Genomic DNA, 22,076 nt, shown 5'->3' with positions numbered 1-22,076 from the left:
AAAGACAACAGCTACATATGGAGACATACAATGACACAGCCTTCTTACCCTGTACGTACGGATCGCTCCCGTGCGCTGGCCGAGCGGATGTCCGCGGGGATGCAAGAGCGGGTGCTGTCCTTTCCCCTCACGGCCTTCACGGCCGATGGCGCCCGGATCGCCGAGGAGCCCTTCCGGGCGCACCTCTCCTCGCGTGTGGCTGGCGATGCCGCGGCCGTCTTCATCGCCTGCGGAACCGGTGAGTTCGGGGCGCTGAGCGAAGACGAGTTCCGCACGGCGATCGGAGTCGCGGTCGACGAGGTCTCCGATGCGGTGCCGGTGGTGGCCGGCGTCGGCTACGGCTGGGCGCAGGCGCAGCGCTTCGCGGCCATCGCGGAGGAGGCGGGCGCCGACGCCGCACTCGTGATGCCGCACTACCTCGTCAGCGCGCCGCAGGCGGGTCTCGCCGCCCACGTCCGTCGTATCTCGGCGAGCACCGACCTCCCCCTGATCATCTACCAGCGCGGCCAGGCGGACTACGCGCCGGAGACGGTGCGCGAACTCTCCCACCTGCCCAACGTCGTCGGCCTCAAAGACGGCCGCAGCAACTATCCCGCGCTGCAAATGACGACTCTCGCGGTGGACGACGAATTCCTCTTCTTCAATGGGGCGCTCACCGCAGAGTTGCAGTACCGTCCCTACGCCAGCATCGGCATCACCGCCTACTCGTCGGCCGTGCACGCTTTCGTGCCCGAGGTCGCCAACGCGTTCTTCCGTGCGGCACGCGCCGGGGACGACGACACGATGGATGCGCTGCTGCGCACTTTCTACGGCCCCTTGGTGGAGCTGCGCGATGAAGTACGCGGCTACGCCGTGGCGCTCGTGAAGGCGGGCGCACGACTGCGCGGCCAGAACGTCGGACCTGTCCGCGCCCCGCTGAGCGACCCGCACGACGCCCATATCCGCCGGCTCGACGAGATCACCCGCGCCGGACTGGCCCTGATCGGGGAAGAGTTCTGATGGACGACCGGATCGCCCGTCGGCTCCGCAGCGCGGGTATCGACCTGCTGCCGCAGGCGCCCCCGCGTCATCCTTACGAGGTGGCCACCCGCGACGGGGACACGCTCTATGTCTCCGGCAAGACGGCGATGAGGGACGGTGCGGTCGTCTACGCCGGCTCCCTGGCGGGGGCGGGCGACATCTCCCGCGGGCAGGAGGCTGCGCGTCTGTGTACGATCCAACTGCTCTCCGCGCTCGACGCAGTCGTGGGGCTCGAGTGTGTGGATCGTGTGCTGAAGCTCACAGTGTTCGTCGCCTCCGCGTCCGAGTTCACCGGGCAGGCCCTCGTGGCCAACGCCGCCTCCGAGCTGCTGCGAAAGGCGCTCGGCGATGCGGGAACGCACGCACGCTCCGCTGTCGGAGTGGCAGCGCTCCCCGGCGGCAGCACGGTAGAGGTCGAGGCGGTCGTGCGTGTGAGGGCGGAGGCGGCATGAGCTCTGCGACGTGGCAGGGGCGGATCGCCGAGATCCGAGTGCGGTTGGCCGAGCTGCCGCGCACGCGGCTGGCGACACTGCCGACCCCGCTGGACGACTGTCCGCGGCTCTCCGCCGAGCTCGACGGCATCCGTGTGCTCGTCAAACGCGACGACCTCACCGGACTCGCCTTCGGAGGCAACAAGGTGCGCCAGCACGAGTTCGTCCTCGGGGACGCGATCGCGAGCGGGGCGGACTGCCTCATCCAGGGTTCCGCGTCCCAGTCGAACCATTCGCGTCAGCTCGCGGCGGCGGGAGCCAGGCTCGGCGTGGAGACCCATCTGGTGCCGTTGCAGGATGCGCACAGCGATCCGATTCAGGGAAACTACCTCGTGAGCAACCTGCTCGGAGCCCGGATCCATCCCGTTCCGCAGGGCGCCTCGGTCATCGACGCGAAGGCGGAACTGGCCGCCTCCCTGCGGGCGGAGGGGCGCACGCCCTACGTGGTCGGGATGGGGGCGCAGGCCGCCCTCGAACTGGCCGCCGTCGCCTACGTCGAGGCCCTGTTCGAGATCGTCGAGCAGCTGCCGCCGGACACCACGCTCGACTATCTGTACACGACCTCCCAGGGCAGCACCCAGGCCGGACTCCTGCTCGCCTGCGAACTGCTGGAACTCCCCACACGCGTCGTCGGGATCGGACCGCTCGACGCGAGCCACGAGGCATACATCCCGCCTCGAGGGATCCTCGAGCTCGTCCAGGGCGCCGCTCGGCGACTGGGCGTGGAGACGAGCGTCGGGCTCGAGGACGTCATCCACGACACCGATTTCGTCGGTGAAGGGTACGGCGTGCCGTCGACTGACGGCATCGCCGCCATCCACCGGCTCGCCTCGACCGAGGGGATCCTGCTGGACCCGGTGTACACCGGGAAGGGGTTCGCCGGGCTCCTCGCGCACATCGTCGCGCAGCGCATCCCCGCATCATCGACCGTCGTCTTCCTCCACACCGGCGGGTTGCCCGCACTGTTCGAGTATGCCGAGCGGCTCACCGGTTCCCGCTCGCCGCACGGCGTCGGCGAGCAACTCCCAGAAACACCGCAATCGCACAAGTCCCATCCTGAAAGTAGAGAGACAGCATGAATCGCAAACCGCTCACCGCAGCGATCACCGGCATCGTCGCCGGCGCTCTGCTGCTGACCTCGTGCTCCTCGTCGTCACCCGAGCCGGGTGAGGGCGGCGGAGCACAGGAGTTCCGCATCATCGCGACCGAACCGTCGGCCGGTCTCGACCCCGCCATCGCCGTCACCCAGGCATCGCTACGCGTGATGGAGCTGATGTACGACACCCTGATCGACTACGACGAGGACAACAACCTCATCCCGATGATCGCCGAGGACTGGGAGATGTCCGACGACGGTCTCACGTACGTCTTCACGCTTCGTGACGCGTCGTTCAGCGACGGCAGCGCGATCACCGCCGCCGACGTCGTCTACTCGATCGAGCGCGCCGCGGCGAGCGAAGCGTTGGGCGGGCGCCTCGCCGCGCTCGCGTCGGTGGAGGCGACCGGTGACCTGGAGGTGACCATGACACTGTCCGAGCCGTCGCGGGTCTTCCTCGGAGCGCTGGCAGCCACCGGCAGTGCCGCGATCCTCAAGCAGGAGGCCGTGGAAGCCGACCCCGACTACTTCACCCAGCCCACGGCGACCTCGGGTCCGTGGCAGCTGGAGGAGAACGTGCAGCAGAGTCACGCGACCCTCAGGGCCAACGAGAGCTACTGGAACGAAGACCTCACGTTGTTCGACACCATCACCTACACCTACTCGACCGACACCACGGCGATGGCTGCGGCGGTTGAGACGGGAACGGCAGACATGACGTACAACATGCGGCCCGCGGACGCCGTGCGGCTCGACGACGCCGGCACGATCCAGTTCTTCGAGGCCCCGAGCCCGGGCATCCTCTCCTGGGGGCTGGACAAGACCCGTCCGCCCTTCGACGACGTCGACGTGCGTCAGGCGGTCGCGTACCTCGCGCCGCGTGCCGATCGTCTCACCACATGCTGGAGCGACATCGGCCCGGTGTCCTTCGGCGACCTCATCTTCGAGGGGCAGGACTTCTACAGCGAGGGCGAGCAGCGCTTCGATATCGATGCGGATGACGCCCTCTCCAAAGCCGAGGACCTCCTCGACGAGGCTGGCTGGGTGCCCGGGGCCGACGGCATCCGCGAGAAGGACGGTGTGAGGTTCGCGCTGGAGGTGCCCTATGAGAACACCTGGACCCAGGCGCGGTGCAACACGGAGATGCTGCAGCAGGCGCTGTTGCCCGCCGGCATCGACATCACCCCCGTCGCCTATGACCGGGCCAACTTCTGGACCGACGTCGCCGCCGACAAGTTCCAGATGTACCACGCGGGCAACAACTACGCGACGGTGGACGCCTACTTCCAGCAGACGTACACGTGCGAGGGCTCGGCCAACGAGCTCATCGCCAAGTGGTGCAACGAGGACGTCGACGCGCTCATCGCCCAGGCGATCGCCTCGAGCGACACCGCCGAGGTCACCGACCTCTACCGTCAGGTGCAGGACATCGTCCTCGACGAGCAGCCGACGATCACCACCGGAGCCCAGTACGCGGTGATCGGAGCCTCGCCGAAGCTCACGGGCTACTACCCGAGGGCCGACGCCTCGAACCGTGCTCTGATGTACGCCACCCTGGCGGACTGACGCCCGCGCCCGGGACGGCCATGACGGTCGTCCCGGGCTTCCCACCGACACTGGAGTCCTCTCGATGATCAGGTACGTCCTCCGACGACTACTCTTCGTGATCCCGCTGCTGTGGGCACTGACCCTCCTGCTGTTCTTCTACGTGCATGCCGTGCCCGGCGATCCGATCGCCGGCATGCTGGGACCGAACGGCACACCGGAGCTCATCGCGCAGCTCCGCCACGAGCGGGGGCTGGATCGCCCTCTCGTCGAGCAGTACTTCACGTGGTTCTTCGGCCTGTTCCAGGGGGACCTGGGGGTCTCGCTCATCACCGGTGCGCCGCTCACGCCGCTCGTGGTGAATCGCATCCCGGCGACCCTGCAGTTGACGCTGGCCGGACTCCTCTTCACCGTGCTCATCGGCTTCCCCCTCGGGTACTACGCAGGCAAGCACAAGGGCGGATGGCTCGACCGCATCCTGTCACCGGCGGCACTGATCGGTCTGTCGCTGCCGGTGTTCTGGATCGGCACGCTGCTGATCCTCCTCCTGGGCGTGCAACTGCGTTGGCTGCCGACGGCCGGCTATGTGCCGTTCGCCGACGACCCGTGGCAGAGCCTGCGTCTGACGCTCATGCCGGCGCTCGTGCTGGGATTGCATCTGTCGCCATTCCTCGCCCGGATGGTCCGGGTCTCCACTTCCGAGCTGATGCGCGAGCAGTTCGTCGTGCAGGCGAGGATCCGGGGGCTTCTGCCCCGGACGGTGAACCAGCGGTTCGTGCTGCGCAACGCGATCCTGCCCGTGCTCGTCGTCGTCGGCATGAACCTCGGCGCCCTGCTGGGCGGCCAGGTGATCGTCGAGCAGCTGTTCAACTGGCCGGGAATCGGTCGGCTGCTCGTCGAAGGCGCCGTGCAGCGCGACTACCTCGTCGTGCAGTCGCTGATCCTGGTCGTCGCGACCATATACATCCTGGTCAACCTCGCCGTCGAGGTCATCCAGGCCTGGCTTGATCCGAGAGTGAGACTGACGTGACCACCACGACGACAGCGACACTGGTCTCGCGCCTGGGGAGGCGCGTCTCACCCGTACCGGCGGGAGGAGTGCGTGCGATCACGCTGCGCAGCATTGCGCGCACACCCCGCGCCCTCCTCGGACTCATCATGACGCTCCTGGTCATCGGCGTAGCCGTTCTCGGCGCCTTCTGGACCCCCTACAACCCGACGGAGTTCAACGCGGGAGCTCCCTTCACAGCCCCCGACTTCGCCTACCCTATGGGGACCGACGTCTACGGACGAGACATCCTCTCCCGGGTGATGGCCGGATCCGGCGTGTCCCTCACGGTCTCGGCGGCGGCGGTGGCGGGGGCGCTCGTGATCGGCACGGTGTTCGGCGTCGCCGCCGGATACTTCGGCGGAATCGCCGATGCCGTGCTCACCAGGACGATCGACATCCTGCTGGCCATCCCCGGTCTGGTCATGGCCCTCGGCATCGTCACGCTCCTGGGGCCCTCCGCGCAGTCGGTGACGGTCGCGCTCATCGCCGTGTACAGCTGGCAGTTCGCCCGCATCGTGCGCAGTTCCGTCGTGTCGGCGAGATCCAGGCCATACGTCGAGGCCTCACGCGGTGTCGGCTCCTCCGCGTTCGGGATCATCGGGCGCGACGTCTTCCCGAGCCTGCTCCCCGTACTCATCGTGCAGGTCACGACCGCTTTCGCGTGGGGCATCCTCGACGAGGCGTCGATCGGGTTCCTCGGCCTCGGCGTGCAACCCCCCGATCCGTCGTGGGGATCCCTGTTGATCGAAGGACGTGAGTTCATGTACGAGGCGCCATGGCTCGCCGTCGGAGCGGGCGCGGTGGTCGTCGTTGCCGTGCTGGGCGTCAACCTGCTCGGCGACGGTCTGCGCGACATCGTCGATCCCCGTAGCGGAGGAGTGAACTCATGACTGACATCGTCGAAGCGACAGTTCCGCTCGTCACCGTGCGCGGCCTCTCGGTCGAGTTCGCCACCCAGGAGGGTACGGTCCGCGCCGTCGACGACGTCTCCTTCACCGCGGGAGCGGGGGAGATCATCGGGCTCGTCGGTGAATCCGCGTCCGGAAAGAGCACACTCGGGCTCTCGCTCCTTCGGGCCGTGCCTGCCCCCGGACGCACGAGCGCCGAGGAACTGCGCCTCGAGGACCGCGACCTCCTCGGCCTGAGCGAGACTGAGCTGCGCACGGTGCGCAGTGCCGAGATAGCGCTCGTCGTGCAGGATGCGCTCGCCACCATGAACCCGGTCACGACGATCGGCGAACAGATCACGCGAATCCTTCGCGACCACGCCGTCCCCGGGACGCGACGGGAACACCGGGAACGGGCGATCCGGGCCCTTGGCGAAGTTCGACTCCCCGATCCGGAAGACGTGATGCGTCGATATCCGCACGAACTGAGCGGAGGGATGCAGCAGCGCGTCGCCATCGCGCAGGGACTCATCCTGGAACCGAAGCTCATCATCGCCGACGAGCCGACCACGGCACTCGACGTGACCGTGCAGGCGCAGATCCTCGCCTTGTTGAAGTCGATCGCCGCCACCCACGGCACGAGCATCATCTTCGTCACGCACGACCTGGCGACCGTCGCCGAAATCGGCGACCGGGTGATGGTGATGTATGCCGGAAGGATCGTCGAGTCGGGCCCAGTGAAGGACGTCTTCCGCAGTCCGGAGCATCCGTACACGCGTGCGCTGCTGGCGAGCCTACTGCCGTTGGGAGGTGAGCCGCCGGCGCGCCTCGACGCCATCCCCGGTCAGCCTCCGCGGCCGGGCTCCTGGCCGACCGGGTGCCGTTTCTCCCCCCGCTGTCCGCTCTACCGGGCCAAGGGCGAGCCGGAGCAGTGCCGCACCCACGATCCGCGTGCTCGGGGCGACGGCTCGCACTGGGCCGCCTGCCACTTCGCCACCGAGGAGGAATCGGAATGAACACCGACCAGAGCGCTCCGCAACGGCCCATCCTCGAGGCCCGCGACGTCGTCAAGGTCTTCGGACGCCGACACAACAGGCCCGCCGTCGCCGGTGTGTCGCTCTCAGTCACCGAGGGCGAGGCCCTGGGCATCGTCGGCGAGAGCGGTTCGGGCAAGACGACCCTCGCGCGCATCCTCATGGGCTTCGAGACCGCGTCCTCGGGCGAGTCCCGTGTTCGGGGGGAGTCCATCCCGAAGCTGCGCGGTAGGCGGCGGCGCGAGTTCCGGCGCCTGGTGCAGATGGTGTTCCAGAACCCCTACGCATCGCTCAACCCGTTCCGCTCCATCCGCGCCACGCTTGCGGATGGATACCGGGTGATCGGGGTCAAGGGCGCCGAGCGCGAGCGGCGGATGCGGGAGCTGCTCGACCAGGTGGGTCTGCACGAGGGGGTCCTCGATCGTTATCCGCACGAGTTCAGCGGCGGGCAACGGCAGCGCATCGTGCTCGCCAGGGCGCTCACCGTCGACCCCTCGGTCATCGTGGCCGACGAGCCGCTGTCCGCCCTCGACGTGTCCATCCAGGCGCAGGTGCTCAACCTCCTGGGCGACCTGAAGCGATCGCTCGGTCTCACCATCGTCATGGTGACGCACGATCTGCGAGTGGTGAACTTCTTCTGCGACCGGATCGCCGTGATGTACATGGGGGCGCTCGTCGAGCTCGGGTCGCGCGCCGAGATCATGAATCGCTCGTGGCATCCGTACACGCGGATGCTGATCGGCGCGGCCCCCGTCGACACTCCCGGCGTCGTCCCCGAGCGCCCGTGGATGCACAGCACCCCGGCACCCGTCGATGACACCTCCGTCGGGTGTCCGTTCGCTGCGCGCTGCTGGTTGCGCGAACAGCTCGGCAACCCCGAGCGCTGCGTCACCGAGCGTCCGTCGTTCCGCGAGGTGTCGGCCGAGACGCCTCCGGCGGCGGGGGCGCATGCATCTGCCTGCCACTTCGCCGAGGATGTCGAGCGCGCGGCGTCCGGGATTCCCGTGACGGCATGAGCGACTCCCTGGCGTCTCGGGCGCGGCAGGCGCTCGCCGTCGCGCCCGAGGGCGTCTACCTGAACACCGCGGCTGAGGGCCTTCTGCTCGCATCCGCCGCTGCCGCCTGGGACCGCTACGGTGCGGCAAAGGCTCGGGGTGCGCTCGGTCGGGAGGAGTTCGCGGCCATCGAAGCGGAGGCGCGACGTCGCTTCGCCACGGCCGTCTCCGCCGCCGTGCACGACGTCGCCTTCGTCGCCTCGACCTCCCGCGGCCTGGATATCGTGCTGAAGGGGATCGACTGGCGTGACGGCGACGTGCTCGTGACGCTGGAGGGGGAGTTCCCCTCCACGCTCTTCAACGTCGAGCTGCTGCGGTCCCGTGGGGTCGAAGTGCGGTTGGTCGCTGCCCGTGACGGTGCGCTCCGCGAGGACGACATCGTCGCCGCGATGGACGAGCGCACGCGCCTCGTGGTCGCCAGCCTGGTGAGCTTTCGCTCGGGACAGCGGCTGGATCTCAGGTCGATCGGCGCACGTGCGGAGCAGATCGGTGCACTCGTGTTCGCCGATGCCGTGCAGGCCGTCGGCGCAGGCGAGGTGTCGATGGAGGGGATCGACGTGCTCTGCGCGGCGACGTTCAAGTGGCAGCTCGGCGTGCACGGCACAGCGGGCTTCGCGGCCACTCGGCGCGCCCGCGAGATCCTCGCCCCCAGCTACGCCGGTTACCGCAGCGTGGTGGAGCTGTTCCCGGCGCTCACCTCGGACTTCCGGCTCCATCCGGACACGCGGCGCTTCGAGGAGGGGATGCCCGCGTTCCCGGCCCTCGCGGTGCTTGCGGCCTCCCTCGCCGAACTCGAAGAGTGGGGCTACGCGCGCATCGGCGAGCACAACAGGCGTGCGGTGCGGGTACTGCGCGATGGACTCCGCGAACTCGGGATCACTCCGATCCTCGCCGACGACCGCGTCGAGACGGGCGGGATCATCGCCTTCGAATCCGACGATCATGTCAGAATCGCCGAGGAGCTCGCCCGCCGGGGCACGACCGTCTGGGCGCGGGACGGGCGAGTACGTCTCGCCGCTCACGCGTACACGTCGGATGCCGACACGGAGACGGTGCTCGCACAGCTGAAGAGGATCGGAGTGTGACTGTGCCGAACATCACGCGGCTCGCCGTCGTCGGAGCCGGTCGGATCGCGCACGACCACGTGAGGGCCGCGAATGAGCTGCCCGACGTCGAGATAGTCGCCGTCGTCGATCCAGATCGGGACGCAGCCCGCAGGCTGGCTGATCTCAGCGGTGCCGGACTGACCGCAGTGTCGATCGACGAACTGCCCGACGGCGTCGATGGGGCGATCCTCTGCTCGCCGACGCGAGTGCATGCCGAGCAGGCTCGTACACTCGTGACTCGCGGCATCGGCGTCATGGTGGAGAAGCCGCTGTCCGATGATCTCGGCGAGGCGACCGCGTTGCTGGCCCTCGCTGAGCGGTGCAAGGTTACGCTCATGCCAGCCCAGGTGCTCCGCCACCTTCCGTTGATCGACCCCATCCGTGAGGTGCTTGCTTCGGGGCGTTTCGGTTCACCGGTGCAGGCCATCGAACGTCGGCTGGTGGACCGTGCGGACAACTTCCCGTGGTGGCGTGAACTGCCGGCGTTCCTCATCTCGCACTGGGGATCTCACAGCGTAGACCTCATCTGCCACCTGTTCGCCGACGAGGCGCGCCGCGTTGTCTGCGAAGCGGACTCGGTACGAAGTGACTTCGGCGTCATCGATGACTTCTCCTTACTGGTTCGGTTCCACTCGGGATTGCGGATGACGTCTTCGATGTCGTTTTCCTCGCGCGTGAAGGTTCATGATCTTGTGCTCATCGGCACTGGCGCTACCGTCACGCTGGATTGCTACCGCTCTGTCGCCGTTGATGGCGAAACGGTGTGTGAAGGAGAGGAGACCGAGATCCTCGCCGCAGGATTCCGACGACAGTTACGTGCCTTCGTCGACCGGCTCTGCAGCGGTTCTTCGGCATCCAATGACGATGTGCTTTCCTCACTGCGTGTTCTCGCGGCGGCTGAGCACAGCGCACGTGAGGGCACGATAAAGCGTCTCGTCGACTGATCGGGGCCGAAGACCATCGTGTGTGCCGTTGCTCGAATGGAGGTGCTCCCGCGTCGATTGCGAGGCAGTAGCCGGCCCCTTCAGTCCTCCACGGGGCCGAGCCAGGCGCTCGCTGCGGTGGAGTGCGCCGATTCGGGATCGGAGGGGTGGAACATGCCCGCCAGCACGTCGCGGTAGAGGCGCGACAGCTCGTTGCGAGTGAAGTACGACGAACCGCCGGCGACGAGCATCGCCTGATCCGCGACGTGCTTGGCCATCGTCACCGCGCGGTGCTTCGTACCCGACAGCAGGGTGAACCAGCGCGCGCCGTGATCCGCGCGCTCGTCGACGTCGCGGGCGAGCGCGGCGATCTGCGGTGGCAGGGCGTCGTAGGCGAGGGCCATGTCGGCGATGCGCCAGCGGATGTCGGGGTCCTGCGCGTACGTCTTCCCGCTCTTCTTGGATCGCCGGGTGCTCGCCGCATCGACGGCGAGATCCAGCGTTCGTCGCGCGATGCCGGTGTACACCGAGGCGAGCAGCAGCTCGAAGACGCTGAAGATGCCGAACACGATCGGGTCGGGATTCGGGCCGGGGTCGATGCGGCGCACGACGTGCTCGGCAGAGGCGACGGCCCTGCGCAGCCGTGTCGTGCGGCTCTGCGTGCCGCGCATGCCGAGCGTGTCCCAGTCGTCGGCGGTCTCCACGGCATCCGTGCGGTCGACGAAGGCGAACACGAGCTTCGGGGCGTCGTCGCTCGTCGTGTCGAGACCGTGCAGGCCGAGCTTGGTCCACACCGGGGCGAGCGAGGTGAAGATCTTGGTTCCGGTAAAGGCGTACGCGCCGTCGTCCTGTGGCTCGGCGGCCGTGTCGCTGCCGAAGAGCACGAGGTCGTTGCCGCCCTCGCTGATCCCGAATGCGAACACCTCGCCGGCGGCGGCGCCGCGCTGCACGAACTCCAACCCCGGCACGCCGCGGTCGGAGAAGACCTTGGCCACGCCGGTCCAGACGAGGTGCATGTTGATCGCCAGGGCGGTGGCGGGCGCTGCCTCGGCCAGCCGCTGCTGCAGCACGGCGGCCTGCTCCAGACCCAGGCCCGCCCCGCCGAGTTCGGCGGGCACGAGGATCGAGAGGTACCCCGCATCCCGCAACTCGCGCAGGTCGTCGTCGGGGAAGGTGTTGTCGCGGTCGTGGATCGGCGCCCGCTCGCGGATGCGTGCCAGCAGGTCGTCGGGAAGGTGCGCGGCGGGATCGAACGTCATGCCTCCAGGCTAGTTCCGCAGACGGGCCGCGGGCTCGGCAGCAAAGCGTGTCATTAAGATGGTACGCTTTGTATCAACGGGATGATACGAACGTCGTGAGACGGGGTAGGAGACGCGGATGAACATCCACTGGCTCGCCGGACTCATCGTCGTCGGGCCGTGGGTTCTCGCGCTCCTCATCGCCTTGATGTGGTGGCTGCTGCGGGGCACCCGACATGCGCTCGATGGGGCGGCCCGTATCTCTGCCCTGGTCGCCATCGCCGCGGCGATGGCGATGGAGATCGTCCTGTCGGCGCAGACGTGGATGTACGACGTCTTCGACAGTGACGACGTGATCGCCGTGAAGCATGCCGTCCCGCTGGCTGCGGCAATGGTCGCCCTTGTGATCGCATCCTTTCCGATGCCTCGCGCTGCGCGCGGGATCGCGGATGTGCGCCGGCGCACGCCGTTGAGCTTCGTGACACCGAGGTGGGTGATCATCGCCGCGATCGTCACGATCCTCGTCGTCTCGCTCACGATCGCGGCGGGGGCGGCGTCCTCGCCGGACCCCAACGGTCGGCGCACGATGTACGTCATCGCTCTGGGGGAAGTGGAGGGCGGTACGACGATCTACGGCTGGTACTACTCGCTTCCGAGCGTGATCCTGCTCGCAGTCCTGCTCGTCGCCGGATTCCTCTCCCTCGTGCTCATCGCACACCCGCCGCTCGGTGTGGACGTCGATCGTGAGCGCACGCAACGGCAGGTGCGCAGTCGCAACGTCCTCTTGATCGTGACCGGTGGCCTCACACTCCATCTCTCCACGATTCTGCTGTCGTTGGGCGCGACGGCCGGCATGCGCTTGGTTCACGCGGCGGACAACCCCGTGCCGCTCCGAGCGCAGCCGACGTTCGCAGCGATCGGACCCTTTCTGCAGTACAGCGGATACGCGGTCCTCGTCATCGGCGCGGTGCTGTGGATGATGGTCGCCATCACCGCCCTTCCGGCGCGACGGAGTGAGCTGCCGAGATGATCATCACGATCGGTTCGTCCGGAGGGTCGCCCGCCGAGCAGATTCGCGATCAGATCGCCGGCTTCATCACGTCGGGACAGCTCGCGGCGGGCGAGCGGCTGCCCTCGGTGCGGCAACTCGCCGCCGACCTCGGCGTCGCCCCGGGAACCGTGGCGAAAGCGTATCGGGTGCTCGAAGCGAACGGCCAGGTCGTGACTCGCATGGGCGCGGGAACGCGGGTGAGCGCGGAGGCGACCTCGCTGTCGCCCGCGGTGCTCGACGCGGCGCGCTCTCTCCGTGCGGCCGCGCTCGGCGACGGCGTCGACGTCGACGAGGCGATCCGCATCCTCCGTGCGATCTGGTGAGCTGGAGGGTCAGTCGAGAGCGTCGAGGAGCTGGCGGATCGTCTCGTCGGGACGGTCGCGGTGCGGGGAGTGGCCGGCGTCAGTGACGATCGACATCGTGATGCGCTCGTTCGCGGCGAGCACCTCGGCGGCGAGATCGCCGGTGAACAGGCTGTAGACGGCCGGGTCGGCGCCGATCACGTGCGTGGGGATCGTGAGCCGTACCGCATCCGCCCGCACATCCCACGGGACACCGTCATCCGAGTTCTGCGCGCTCGTCTGCTCCACCGCCCACCGGCTCGCGCGGTGCACCGCGTCGACCTTCAGCTCCAGATCCTGCTCGTGCCAGTGCGGATGCTCGTCGCGCACGGTCTCGATCCGATCGTCGTCGAAGGCCCGCTTCTGACTCGCGCGGATGACGGCCGCATCGTGGCCCGTGAGCATGATCGCCGGATCGATGAGCACCAGCCGACGGGTCCATGCCGCATCGTGCGCCGCCGCCGAGGTGCTGGCCGCACCGCCGAGCGAATGCCCGATCACCGCATCCCATGCCCCTCCGCGGTCGGGCCGAACGGCGCCGACATCGGCGGCATAGGCGGCGACCGTGTAGTCGAGTGCGCGCGGGGCCTCGCCGTGACCGCGCAGATCGACCGCGGTCGCGCACCATCCGGCAACGGCGAGTGCCGTGCCGAGTCGCCACATCAGGGCCGCCGACGAGCCGAGGCCGTGTACGAGCAGGGCGTGCCGCTCGGCGTCGGGCGAGCCCCACACCAGGCGGGGCAGGACGAGCGGTGCGGGCATGCGCTCATCCTAAGAGGAGCCGAGCGGATGCCGGATCAGGGCTGCTGCATGAGCGTCGACACCGGTTCGGTGTCGGGAATGGGGCTGGGGTCGCGCGTGCGCAGGTCGGGGAAGGCCCGTACGAAGACCACGGAGACGATGAGGGCGGCCACCGCGAACAGGATCGCGGCGAGATAGGCGCCCTGCGGGGTTCCGGAGAGGTCGATGAGGAATCCGGCGATGGCCGAGCCCGCGGCCGCGCCGATGAGCTGGCCGGTGCCGGCCCATCCGAACGCCTCGGCCGTCTCACTGAACTTCACGCTCGCCGTCGTGATCGCGAACAGGACGGCCAGGGCGGGGGCGATGCCGATCCCCGCGACGAGCAGGGTTCCGCCGAGCCAGAACACGTTCAGCGACACCAGGGTGAGAGAAAGGCCGACCGTGACGACGGCCAGGCGCCGCGCCATCGCCCACGGACCGATCGGCACGTGGCCGGTGGCCAGGCCACCGGCGAGGCTGCCGACCGCGAACACGGCCAGCACGATCCCCGCCTCCAGCCCGCCGTGATCGAAGGTGGCGACGACGCCGACCTCCACGGCGGCGCACGAGCCGATGAGGAGGAAGCCGATCACCGTGGCCAGCATCACCGGAGGACGCAGCACGACGGCGCCGAAGCCGCGCCGACTGCGCGGGATGCGTACGCGCCCGAGCTCGGGGGAGAGGATGAACCAGCCGCCGCCGAGTACGAGGATCGCGGCGACCAGGAGGAGCCCGACCGACGATCCGATCTGCGTGGACACCAGCGTGATCGCCACGGGGGCGAGGATCCAGATGATCTCCTGCAGCGACGCGTCCAGCGAGAACAGCGGGGTCAGCTGCGAGGAGTTGACGAGCTTCGGATAGATCGTGCGCACCGCCGCCTGCACCGGCGGAGTGGACAGGCCGGCGACGAGCCCCAGCGCCATGTACCCGGGGATCTGCAAGGGCAGCAGGGCGAGCGCGACGAAGGCGAGCACGCACACCGAGAGGGTGAGCGTGAGCACGCGGCGCATGCCCCAGGCCCCCATCCAGCGGCTTGTGACGGGGCCGGCGACGGCCTGGCCGACCGACGCCGCGGCCAGCGCGAGACCTGCGGCGCCGTAGGAGCCGGTCGTGTGCTCGACGTGCAGCAGAATCGCCAGGCTCGACATGCCGTTGGGGAATCGCGCCGCCAGTTGCGCCGCGATCATGCGGCCCACTCCGGGGGTGCGCAGAAGGTCTCGGTATCCCGCCACCAGGCAACATTAGCGCCGCCGCTGCGCTACTGTGAGCGCAACGTCGGCCGTGAGGGGAGCTTGTGTCCAGCACCGTATCGAACGTCATCGCGCCGCATCCTCGGCCCTGGTCGATCCGCGGCCTTCGCCGCCTGGCCCCCGTTGTCGCCGTTGTGCTGGGGGTGGGGCTCACCGCCTGCGCTCCGCCGTCGAATCCGGGTGCGTCCGAGACCTCACCGGAGTCGTCGCCGAGCGCACCGGCGACGACCGCGGGGGATGTCGTCGCCTGGGCGAGCGGGGCCGAGTGGTCCTTCGCGCCAGACGGTCTGCAGACGCCGTTCCCTGTTGCCTTCACCGACGGCGCGGCCGTGGACGACAGCGGGCGGACATACGAGCTCGGCGACGGCGTCGAAGCGGATGCGGACGGCGACGGTGTCATCGATGTCGCGATTCCCGTCACCCAGCACGACGGCAACGGCGTGCTGCGGCTCTGGTACGTATGGCTCGGCGTCGATCGCCCCGGCGAGGGGGAGCCCGCGGCCGAGCAGGTCGTCTATCCGATCGCCAGGATGAGCAGGTGCGGTGATGTCGTGAACGACGTGGCGGCTGTGGACGGCGGGTATCGCATCGACCAGGTCCTTCGCCTGCCCTTCGACACCACCGACTGCGCGAGCGGCGGCACAGGGCAGCAGGTGCGCGAGGTGCACGTCGAACGGATCGACGGTGTCGCCTATCCGATCCAGACCGCGCCGATCCCCGCCTGGGGCGGGGTGTGCCCGCGATCGGAGTGGATGGACGGGCTGATCGACGAAGAGGTCGACGCCCGAGCCGCGCCGCCCGCATCCGCGCCTCAAGTGATCGCACCGGGCGAGGCCGTGTCGCTGTACGAATTGCCTGACGCGCCGTTGCTCACCGCCGACGGGACACGTTTCTTCGGGTTCCAGACCGAAGAGATCATGGCGCACGGCAGCACGACCTCCGACAAGCTGACGCACTGCGCCTTCGCGGGCTGAGCCTTCGCCGGCTGAGTCGTTGCGCAGCGCGCTCTGTTCGATCCCGCCGCGCACGGATGACGCGACACGCCGACGACACGCCGGAGGGCGATTTCCACACCCTGGGGAATGTCGGATGCCCCGTTTAGCGTGCCCCCTGTGGACGGATCGTGAACGGTGCTCTGCGAGCCGCGGGAATCCGCGCTTCGGTGGCTTCGGAATCGTTTCGCCCCTGTGGATGAAAAGGTGGACAACCTGTGTTGTAACCAGGGGACGACGGTGGAAAACTACACGGATGTAACTACTAGACCTTGTGGTCACCCCGAATGTCGGCACCCATATGTAGTATTGGAGTCCCGGTGGGGGGCCTACCGGAAAACATGCGGATCTGAGGGAAGAAGGGGCGGAATCCATGTCGATCACTGTCTATACGAAGCCGGCCTGCGTGCAGTGCAACGCGACCTACCGCGCGCTCGACGCGAAGGGCATCGACTACGAGGTGCACGACCTCTCCGAGGACCCCGCGGCACTCGAGCAGGTCAAGGCGCTGGGTTACATGCAGGCGCCGGTCGTCATCACCGATGAGGACCACTGGTCCGGCTTCCGCCCGGACAAGATCGACGAGCTCGCCGCTCGCCTCTGACGCCTGAGACGACGAGTCCAGACGAACAGTCCAGACGGAGGGAGGGCGCGATGAGCACCGTCGCTACGACTGCGCCTCTCCTGGTCTATTTCTCGAGCGTCTCCGGCAACACCGGTCGCTTCATCGAGAAGCTGGGGTTGCCGGCGCGGCGCATCCCGCTGCACCGGCAGGACGAGCCCCTCGTCGTGGACGAGCCGTTCGTCCTCGTCACCCCCACCTACGGCGGAGGCCAGGGCAGGGGCGAGGAGAAGGGCGCGGTCCCGAAGCAGGTCATCCGGTTCCTCAACGATGAGCGCAACCGGAGCAACATCCGCGGAGTGATCTCCGCGGGGAACACGAACTTCGGCGAGGCCTTCTGCCTCGCCGGCGAGATCGTCAGCCGCAAGTGCCATGTGCCTCACTTGTACCGGCTAGAGGTATTCGGCACGCAGGAAGACGTCGATCGCGTGAGCGACGGATTGGAACGATGGTGGACACCGCAGTTGATGAGCAGGCAGTGACCGAGCAGGCGGCCTTCAAGGTCAACCCGGCGTACGAGGGGATGGACTACCACGCCCTCAACGCCATGCTGAACCTCTATGACGCGAACGGGAAGATCCAGTTCGACGCCGACAAGCGCGCCGCGCGGGAGTACTTCCTGCAGCACGTGAACCAGAACACCGTCTTCTTCCATTCGCTCAAGGAGCGGCTCGACTACCTCGTCGAGAAGGAGTACTACGAAGGCGCCGTGCTCGAGAAGTACCCGTTCGATTTCATCCAGAGGCTCAACGACCTCGCCTACTCGAAGAAGTTCCGCTTCGAGACGTTCCTGGGCGCGTTCAAGTACTACACGAGCTACACGCTGAAGACCTTCGACGGCAAGCGCTACCTGGAGCGCTTCGAGGACCGCGTCGTGATGACCGCGCTCGCCCTCGCCGACGGCGACCAGCAGGTCGCGATCGACCTCGTGGAGGAGATCGTCTCCGGCCGGTTCCAGCCGGCGACCCCCACCTTCCTCAACGCGGGCAAGGCGCAGCGCGGCGAGCTCGTCAGCTGCTTCCTGCTGCGCATCGAAGACAACATGGAGTCGATCGCCCGCGGCATCAACTCGTCGCTGCAGCTGTCCAAGCGCGGTGGCGGCGTGGCGCTGCTGCTGTCGAACATCCGCGAGTCGGGTGCACCGATCAAGCAGATCGAGAACCAGTCCTCGGGCATCATCCCCGTCATGAAGCTGCTCGAAGACAGCTTCAGCTACGCCAACCAGCTCGGTGCGCGTCAGGGCGCCGGTGCGGTGTACCTCAGCGCGCACCACCCCGACATCATGCGCTTCCTCGACACCAAGCGCGAGAACGCCGACGAGAAGATCCGCATCAAGACGCTCTCACTGGGCGTGGTCGTGCCCGACATCACGTTCGAGCTGGCCAAGAACGGCGAGGACATGTACCTCTTCTCGCCGTACGACGTCGAGCGCGTGTACGGGGTGCCGTTCGGCGACATCTCGGTCACCGAGAAGTACCGCGAGATGGTCGACGACCCGCGCATCAAGAAGACCAAGATCAAGGCGCGCGAGTTCTTCCAGACCCTCGCCGAGATCCAGTTCGAGTCGGGCTATCCGTACATCATGTTCGAAGACACGGTGAACAAGGCCAACCCGATCAAGGGCCGGATCAACATGTCGAACCTCTGCAGCGAGATCCTGCAGGTGAACACGCCCACCACGTACAACGACGATCTGTCGTACGGCGAGATCGGCAAGGACATCTCCTGCAACCTCGGCTCGATGAACATCGCGCTCGCGATGGATGCCGACGATCTGGGCAAGACGGTGGAGACCGCGATCCGTGCCCTCACCGCCGTGAGCAACCAGAGCCACATCGGCTCGGTGCGCTCGATCGAAGACGGCAACGACCGCTCGCACGCGATCGGCCTGGGGCAGATGAACCTGCACGGCTACCTCGCCCGCGAGCACGTGTTCTACGGGTCCGAAGAAGGTCTGGACTTCACGAACATCTACTTCTACACCGTGCTGTACCACGCGCTGCGGGCCTCCAATCAGCTTGCGATCGAGCGCGGCACCGCCTTCGACGGGTTCGAGGACTCGACATACGCGTCGGGGGAGTTCTTCGACAAGTACATCGAGCGCGCCTGGCAGCCCGAGACCGAGAAGGTCGCCGAGCTGTTCGCCGGCAAGCACATCCCCACGCAGGAGGACTGGGCCGCGCTGAAGGAGTCCATCCAGAAGCACGGCATCTACAACCAGAACCTGCAGGCCGTGCCGCCGACCGGGTCGATTTCGTACATCAACAACTCGACGAGCTCGATCCACCCGATCGCGTCGAAGATCGAGATCCGCAAGGAAGGCAAGCTCGGTCGCGTGTACTACCCGGCCCCGTTCATGACGAACGAGAACCTGGAGTACTACCAGGACGCCTACGAGATCGGGTACGAGAAGGTCATCGACACGTACGCCGCCGCCACCCAGCACGTGGACCAGGGCCTGTCGCTGACGCTGTTCTTCAAGGACACCGCCACCACGCGCGACATCAACAAGGCTCAGATCTACGCCTGGCGCAAGGGGATCAAGACGATCTACTACATCCGTCTGCGCCAGCTCGCCCTTGAGGGCACGAACATGGACGAGTGCGTCAGCTGCATGCTGTAATTGGCTGCTGATCAGGGATTTTGAGACAGGAAGAATGATGACCCCCGAATCGCTCAAGCTGGTCGACCACGTGCAGGCGATCAACTGGAACCGCATCCAAGACGACAAGGACCTCGAGGTCTGGAACCGTCTGGTGAACAACTTCTGGCTGCCCGAGAAGGTGCCGCTGTCGAACGACGTGCAGTCGTGGAACACGCTCACGCCCGAGGAGCAGCTGCTCACGATGCGCGTGTTCACCGGACTCACGCTGCTCGACACGATCCAGGGCACGGTTGGCGCCGTCTCGCTCATCCCGGATGCGATCACCCCGCACGAGGAGGCGGTGTACACGAACATCGCCTTCATGGAGTCGGTGCACGCCAAGAGCTACTCGTCGATCTTCTCCACCCTCGCATCGACGAAGGAGATCGATGAGGCGTTCCGGTGGTCCACGGAGAACGTGAACCTTCAGAAGAAGGCCCAGATCATCATGGACTACTACCAGGGCGACGACCCGCTGAAGCGCAAGGTCGCCTCGACGCTGCTGGAGTCGTTCCTGTTCTACTCGGGTTTCTACCTGCCGATCTACTGGTCGTCGAAGGCGAAGCTGACGAACACGGCAGACCTCATCCGTCTGATCATCCGCGACGAGGCCGTGCACGGCTACTACATCGGCTACAAGTACCAGCGCGGTCTGGAGACGCAGACGCCCGAGCGCCGTGAGGAGCTGAAGGACTACACGTTCAACCTGCTGTTCGAGCTGTACGAGAACGAGGTGCAGTACACGCAGGATCTGTATGACGGTGTCGGGCTGACGGAGGACGTCAAGAAGTTCCTGCACTACAACGCGAACAAGGCGCTGATGAACCTCGGGTATGAGGCGATGTTCCCCTCCGATGTGACGAACGTGAACCCGGCGATCCTGTCGGCGCTGTCGCCCAACGCCGACGAGAACCACGACTTCTTCTCGGGGTCGGGCTCGTCGTACGTCATCGGCAAGGCCGTCGCCACCGAAGACGAGGACTGGGACTTCTAAAGCACCGGTTCTCGTCCGGCCCGGAAAAGGGCTGATGGGAGGCCCGGATCTGCAGGTTTCTGCAGATCCGGGCCTCTTTTTGTGCCGCCTTCCTGAGAACAGAGGAGGACGGATATGGACGTCAGCAGTCGTTGGGTGTGGCACGCGGGTGGCACGCCCGCACCTTCCAGGAGAGAGCGGGGTGGTCCGTCGGCCGAAATTCGGTCCTGGCGTGCCACCGACCTCGTGCCACAGCGTGCCATAGGGCATGTCAAGTGCGACAAGAAAAGCCAGGTGGGAAGCCAGTTTTGGGGATTCCTGGCCTTTTGTGGCACGGAGTGGCACGACGGTTCGCGTGAGTACGCTCGAGACCAGCGGAGGACACGATGAGCGCCACCAAGACCCGGGAGATAGCAGCAGTCAGGCGTGAGAGCTGGGGGAGCCTTCGCAAGCTCCCCTCCGGCCGGTGGCAGGCCCGCTACCCCGCACCCGACGGTGAGATGTACACCGCCCGGACGGAGGACGACAAGCCGCTGACGTTCCTCACGAAGACCGACGCGCGTGCGTGGCTCGCCAGCGTCCACACGAAGATCGCCCGTCAGCAGTGGGAGCCGCCTTCGGTGGTCGCCGCTCGCCGCCGTGTGGTCGCGGAAGCGGAGAAGGCGCGATCCATCGGATTCTCCGAGTACGCGGAACGGTGGGTTGCCTTGATCCGCACGCAGCCGAACCGCAGCGGGAGGAAACGCGCCATCGCCACTGTGCGCTCCTACAAGAGCAAGGTCGACGGCTACCTCGTCCCGGAGTTCGAAGACACACCGGTACGGCAGATCGACGAGGCGCGCATCCGAGAGATGACCGATCGCCTCGACGCGATCCCCTCGCCGTTGAATCCGAAGTCGAAGTTCAACGGCATCACGCGACCGGTGCTGATCGTGCTCATGATGATCTTGCGTCAGGCAGCCCGCGAGGGGATCATCCCGGCTGCGCCGAACATCTCGATCCCGAAGCAGGAGGCTGTGCGGCACGATGCCGACCACGACGAGGACGAAGATGTCGCGAGCCCGGAACAGGTCGAGGCCCTGTATGCGGCGACGCCGGATCGCTGGGCGATCATGGTGCTCTTCGCCGCATGGTGCCAGCTGCGCCGCGGAGAGTGCCTGGGGCTGCAGCGCAGGGACATCGAGTGGCACGACGACGCTACCGCGACCCTGCATGTGCGCCGGCAACTGAACGCGAACACCGGCGACTACTCGGAGCGGTTGAAGAGCGACGCGGGAAGGCGGACGCTCAGCATCCCGAAGCTCATGATCGACCGGCTCAGAGACCACTTGCGGGACAACGTGGCGACCGAAGCCAAGGCGCCACTGATCCCGACGAACATCCGCGGCAGCGTCCCGCTGTCGAACACGCGCTGGGGATACGTCTGGGCGGATGCTCGAGACGGTGTCGCGGATCTCCGGCCGCGATTCCGCTTCCACGACCTCCGTCACACGGGCCTGACGATCTTCGCCCAGGAAGGCGCCACGCTCGCAGAGCTGATGCGCCGCGGCGGACACGCCGACATCCGAGTCGTCCTCCGCTACCAGCACGCCACGATGGCCCGCGATCGCGAGCTCGCCGATCGCATGAGCGATCGTGTCGCGGAACAGATCAACGCGACGAGGAAGGTGTGAGAGTCGCCGTGGGACAGCCATGGACACCTATGTGGGGAAAGAGTTCATCAACAAGGGAGGTAGGCCCGTGGCCGTTCATGATCGTTCACAGTCCTCGGCGCTCACGCTGGTCTCGTTGGCGGTTGCCGCTGAGACGTACGGAGTGTCCATCAAGACGCTGCGTCGCCGCATTTCGGATGGCACCGTGCACGGCTACCGGGTGGGCCGACTGATTCGGGTCGACGCGGACGAGCTTCGCGAGAAGTTGCTCATCGAGATGCCATCCGCGAAGTGAGCGCATGGATGTGGGCGAGTCCGAAAG

Annotated in this window: 22 protein-coding genes; 19 read left to right on the top strand and 3 right to left on the bottom strand. The window is 67.1% G+C overall.

The window, feature by feature from the left end:
* Nucleotides 1-30: 30 nt before the first annotated feature.
* From BKA02_RS01765 to BKA02_RS01720, 10 genes are all read left to right on the top strand, one after another.
* Entirely contained in the window at nt 31-999 is a 969-nt protein-coding gene (locus tag BKA02_RS01765) for a 5-dehydro-4-deoxyglucarate dehydratase (protein ID WP_179430713.1), read from the top strand.
* Entirely contained in the window at nt 999-1,472 is a 474-nt protein-coding gene (locus BKA02_RS01760) for a RidA family protein (RefSeq protein ID WP_179430711.1), read from the top strand. Before BKA02_RS01765 ends, BKA02_RS01760 begins: the two co-directional genes overlap by 1 nt.
* The gene (locus BKA02_RS01755; RefSeq protein WP_179430709.1) at nt 1,469-2,590 is read left to right on the top strand and encodes a D-cysteine desulfhydrase family protein; all 1,122 of its coding nucleotides are present in this window, start codon (nt 1,469-1,471) and stop codon (nt 2,588-2,590) included. Before BKA02_RS01760 ends, BKA02_RS01755 begins: the two co-directional genes overlap by 4 nt.
* Complete coding sequence (locus BKA02_RS01750; RefSeq protein WP_179430707.1) at nt 2,587-4,173, top strand: ABC transporter substrate-binding protein; 1,587 nt, start codon at nt 2,587-2,589, stop codon at nt 4,171-4,173. The genes BKA02_RS01755 and BKA02_RS01750 overlap by 4 nt, the downstream gene beginning before the upstream one ends.
* A gap of 64 nt (nt 4,174-4,237) precedes the next feature.
* The gene (locus tag BKA02_RS01745; RefSeq protein ID WP_179430705.1) at nt 4,238-5,182 is read left to right on the top strand and encodes an ABC transporter permease; all 945 of its coding nucleotides are present in this window, start codon (nt 4,238-4,240) and stop codon (nt 5,180-5,182) included.
* Entirely contained in the window at nt 5,179-6,093 is a 915-nt protein-coding gene (locus tag BKA02_RS01740) for an ABC transporter permease subunit (protein WP_179430702.1), read from the top strand. The genes BKA02_RS01745 and BKA02_RS01740 overlap by 4 nt, the downstream gene beginning before the upstream one ends.
* Entirely contained in the window at nt 6,090-7,106 is a 1,017-nt protein-coding gene (locus tag BKA02_RS01735; protein WP_179430700.1) for an ABC transporter ATP-binding protein, read from the top strand. The genes BKA02_RS01740 and BKA02_RS01735 overlap by 4 nt, the downstream gene beginning before the upstream one ends.
* The gene (locus tag BKA02_RS01730; RefSeq protein WP_179430698.1) at nt 7,103-8,140 is read left to right on the top strand and encodes an ATP-binding cassette domain-containing protein; all 1,038 of its coding nucleotides are present in this window, start codon (nt 7,103-7,105) and stop codon (nt 8,138-8,140) included. Before BKA02_RS01735 ends, BKA02_RS01730 begins: the two co-directional genes overlap by 4 nt.
* Entirely contained in the window at nt 8,137-9,264 is a 1,128-nt protein-coding gene (locus BKA02_RS01725; protein WP_179430696.1) for an aminotransferase class V-fold PLP-dependent enzyme, read from the top strand. Before BKA02_RS01730 ends, BKA02_RS01725 begins: the two co-directional genes overlap by 4 nt.
* A complete protein-coding gene (locus BKA02_RS01720) occupies nt 9,261-10,229 on the top strand; it encodes a Gfo/Idh/MocA family oxidoreductase (protein ID WP_179430694.1) in 969 nt (322 codons plus the stop codon). The genes BKA02_RS01725 and BKA02_RS01720 overlap by 4 nt, the downstream gene beginning before the upstream one ends.
* An 80-nt stretch (nt 10,230-10,309) precedes the next feature.
* Here BKA02_RS01720 and BKA02_RS01715 read toward each other — a convergent pair whose 3' ends face one another.
* Nucleotides 10,310-11,467, bottom strand: a complete 1,158-nt coding sequence (locus BKA02_RS01715) for an acyl-CoA dehydrogenase family protein (protein ID WP_179430692.1) — start codon at nt 11,465-11,467, stop codon at nt 10,310-10,312.
* 118 nt (nt 11,468-11,585) lie between these two features.
* On the opposite strand from BKA02_RS01715, the gene BKA02_RS01710 reads away from it, so the two are divergent.
* Both BKA02_RS01710 and BKA02_RS01705 read left to right on the top strand, forming a co-directional pair.
* Nucleotides 11,586-12,476: a hypothetical protein gene (locus BKA02_RS01710; RefSeq protein ID WP_179430690.1), complete on the top strand. Its 891-nt coding sequence runs from the start codon at nt 11,586-11,588 to the stop codon at nt 12,474-12,476.
* Nucleotides 12,473-12,820 carry a GntR family transcriptional regulator gene (locus BKA02_RS01705; RefSeq protein WP_179430688.1) on the top strand — a complete coding sequence of 116 codons (348 nt, stop codon included), beginning with the start codon at nt 12,473-12,475 and terminating at the stop codon, nt 12,818-12,820. The genes BKA02_RS01710 and BKA02_RS01705 overlap by 4 nt, the downstream gene beginning before the upstream one ends.
* 9 nt (nt 12,821-12,829) lie before the next feature.
* Here BKA02_RS01705 and BKA02_RS01700 read toward each other — a convergent pair whose 3' ends face one another.
* Nucleotides 12,830-13,600, bottom strand: a complete 771-nt coding sequence (locus tag BKA02_RS01700) for an alpha/beta fold hydrolase (protein ID WP_179430686.1) — start codon at nt 13,598-13,600, stop codon at nt 12,830-12,832.
* Nucleotides 13,601-13,635: 35 nt separating this feature from the next.
* The gene (locus BKA02_RS01695) at nt 13,636-14,853 is read right to left on the bottom strand and encodes an MFS transporter (protein ID WP_179430684.1); all 1,218 of its coding nucleotides are present in this window, start codon (nt 14,851-14,853) and stop codon (nt 13,636-13,638) included.
* 62 nt (nt 14,854-14,915) lie between these two features.
* On the opposite strand from BKA02_RS01695, the gene BKA02_RS01690 reads away from it, so the two are divergent.
* The 7 genes from BKA02_RS01690 to BKA02_RS01660 all read left to right on the top strand — a co-directional run bounded on the left by BKA02_RS01690 (nt 14,916) and on the right by BKA02_RS01660 (nt 22,049).
* On the top strand, nt 14,916-15,845 hold the full coding sequence (locus tag BKA02_RS01690; RefSeq protein ID WP_179430682.1) for a hypothetical protein: 930 nt from the start codon (nt 14,916-14,918) through the stop codon (nt 15,843-15,845).
* Nucleotides 15,846-16,236: 391 nt separating this feature from the next.
* Nucleotides 16,237-16,467: a glutaredoxin-like protein NrdH gene (nrdH, locus tag BKA02_RS01685; protein WP_179430680.1), complete on the top strand. Its 231-nt coding sequence runs from the start codon at nt 16,237-16,239 to the stop codon at nt 16,465-16,467.
* A gap of 50 nt (nt 16,468-16,517) precedes the next feature.
* Nucleotides 16,518-16,967, top strand: a complete 450-nt coding sequence (nrdI, locus tag BKA02_RS01680; RefSeq protein WP_179430678.1) for a class Ib ribonucleoside-diphosphate reductase assembly flavoprotein NrdI — start codon at nt 16,518-16,520, stop codon at nt 16,965-16,967.
* 41 nt (nt 16,968-17,008) lie between these two features.
* Nucleotides 17,009-19,108, top strand: coding sequence for a class 1b ribonucleoside-diphosphate reductase subunit alpha (gene nrdE, locus BKA02_RS01675; RefSeq protein WP_179435127.1), 2,100 nt, complete (start codon nt 17,009-17,011; stop codon nt 19,106-19,108).
* Nucleotides 19,109-19,145: 37 nt separating this feature from the next.
* The gene (gene nrdF / locus BKA02_RS01670) at nt 19,146-20,123 is read left to right on the top strand and encodes a class 1b ribonucleoside-diphosphate reductase subunit beta (RefSeq protein WP_179435125.1); all 978 of its coding nucleotides are present in this window, start codon (nt 19,146-19,148) and stop codon (nt 20,121-20,123) included.
* Between the two features lie 365 nt (nt 20,124-20,488).
* Nucleotides 20,489-21,775, top strand: a complete 1,287-nt coding sequence (locus BKA02_RS01665) for a tyrosine-type recombinase/integrase (protein ID WP_179430676.1) — start codon at nt 20,489-20,491, stop codon at nt 21,773-21,775.
* 19 nt (nt 21,776-21,794) lie between these two features.
* Nucleotides 21,795-22,049 carry a helix-turn-helix domain-containing protein gene (locus BKA02_RS01660; RefSeq protein WP_246285956.1) on the top strand — a complete coding sequence of 85 codons (255 nt, stop codon included), beginning with the start codon at nt 21,795-21,797 and terminating at the stop codon, nt 22,047-22,049.
* The last annotated feature ends 27 nt before the right edge of the window (nt 22,050-22,076 follow it).

It is taken from the genome of Microbacterium pseudoresistens (genome assembly GCF_013409745.1).
Lineage (GTDB): Bacteria > Actinomycetota > Actinomycetes > Actinomycetales > Microbacteriaceae > Microbacterium > Microbacterium pseudoresistens.
The sequence above is the reverse complement of the archived record's forward strand: the minus strand, read 5'-3'. Positions and strand labels throughout refer to the sequence as shown.

Coding starts and splice junctions, on each gene's coding strand:
- BKA02_RS01765 (WP_179430713.1), top strand. CDS start 31: ATGACACAGCCTTCTTACCCTGTACGTACGGATCGCTCCCGTGCGCTG.
- BKA02_RS01760 (WP_179430711.1), top strand. CDS start 999: ATGGACGACCGGATCGCCCGTCGGCTCCGCAGCGCGGGTATCGACCTG.
- BKA02_RS01755 (WP_179430709.1), top strand. CDS start 1,469: ATGAGCTCTGCGACGTGGCAGGGGCGGATCGCCGAGATCCGAGTGCGG.
- BKA02_RS01750 (WP_179430707.1), top strand. CDS start 2,587: ATGAATCGCAAACCGCTCACCGCAGCGATCACCGGCATCGTCGCCGGC.
- BKA02_RS01745 (WP_179430705.1), top strand. CDS start 4,238: ATGATCAGGTACGTCCTCCGACGACTACTCTTCGTGATCCCGCTGCTG.
- BKA02_RS01735 (WP_179430700.1), top strand. CDS start 6,090: ATGACTGACATCGTCGAAGCGACAGTTCCGCTCGTCACCGTGCGCGGC.
- BKA02_RS01730 (WP_179430698.1), top strand. CDS start 7,103: ATGAACACCGACCAGAGCGCTCCGCAACGGCCCATCCTCGAGGCCCGC.
- BKA02_RS01725 (WP_179430696.1), top strand. CDS start 8,137: ATGAGCGACTCCCTGGCGTCTCGGGCGCGGCAGGCGCTCGCCGTCGCG.
- BKA02_RS01715 (WP_179430692.1), bottom strand. CDS start 11,467: ATGACGTTCGATCCCGCCGCGCACCTTCCCGACGACCTGCTGGCACGC.
- BKA02_RS01710 (WP_179430690.1), top strand. CDS start 11,586: ATGAACATCCACTGGCTCGCCGGACTCATCGTCGTCGGGCCGTGGGTT.
- BKA02_RS01705 (WP_179430688.1), top strand. CDS start 12,473: ATGATCATCACGATCGGTTCGTCCGGAGGGTCGCCCGCCGAGCAGATT.
- BKA02_RS01700 (WP_179430686.1), bottom strand. CDS start 13,600: ATGCCCGCACCGCTCGTCCTGCCCCGCCTGGTGTGGGGCTCGCCCGAC.
- nrdH (WP_179430680.1), top strand. CDS start 16,237: ATGTCGATCACTGTCTATACGAAGCCGGCCTGCGTGCAGTGCAACGCG.
- nrdI (WP_179430678.1), top strand. CDS start 16,518: ATGAGCACCGTCGCTACGACTGCGCCTCTCCTGGTCTATTTCTCGAGC.
- nrdE (WP_179435127.1), top strand. CDS start 17,009: ATGGACTACCACGCCCTCAACGCCATGCTGAACCTCTATGACGCGAAC.
- nrdF (WP_179435125.1), top strand. CDS start 19,146: ATGACCCCCGAATCGCTCAAGCTGGTCGACCACGTGCAGGCGATCAAC.
- BKA02_RS01665 (WP_179430676.1), top strand. CDS start 20,489: ATGAGCGCCACCAAGACCCGGGAGATAGCAGCAGTCAGGCGTGAGAGC.
- BKA02_RS01660 (WP_246285956.1), top strand. CDS start 21,795: ATGGACACCTATGTGGGGAAAGAGTTCATCAACAAGGGAGGTAGGCCC.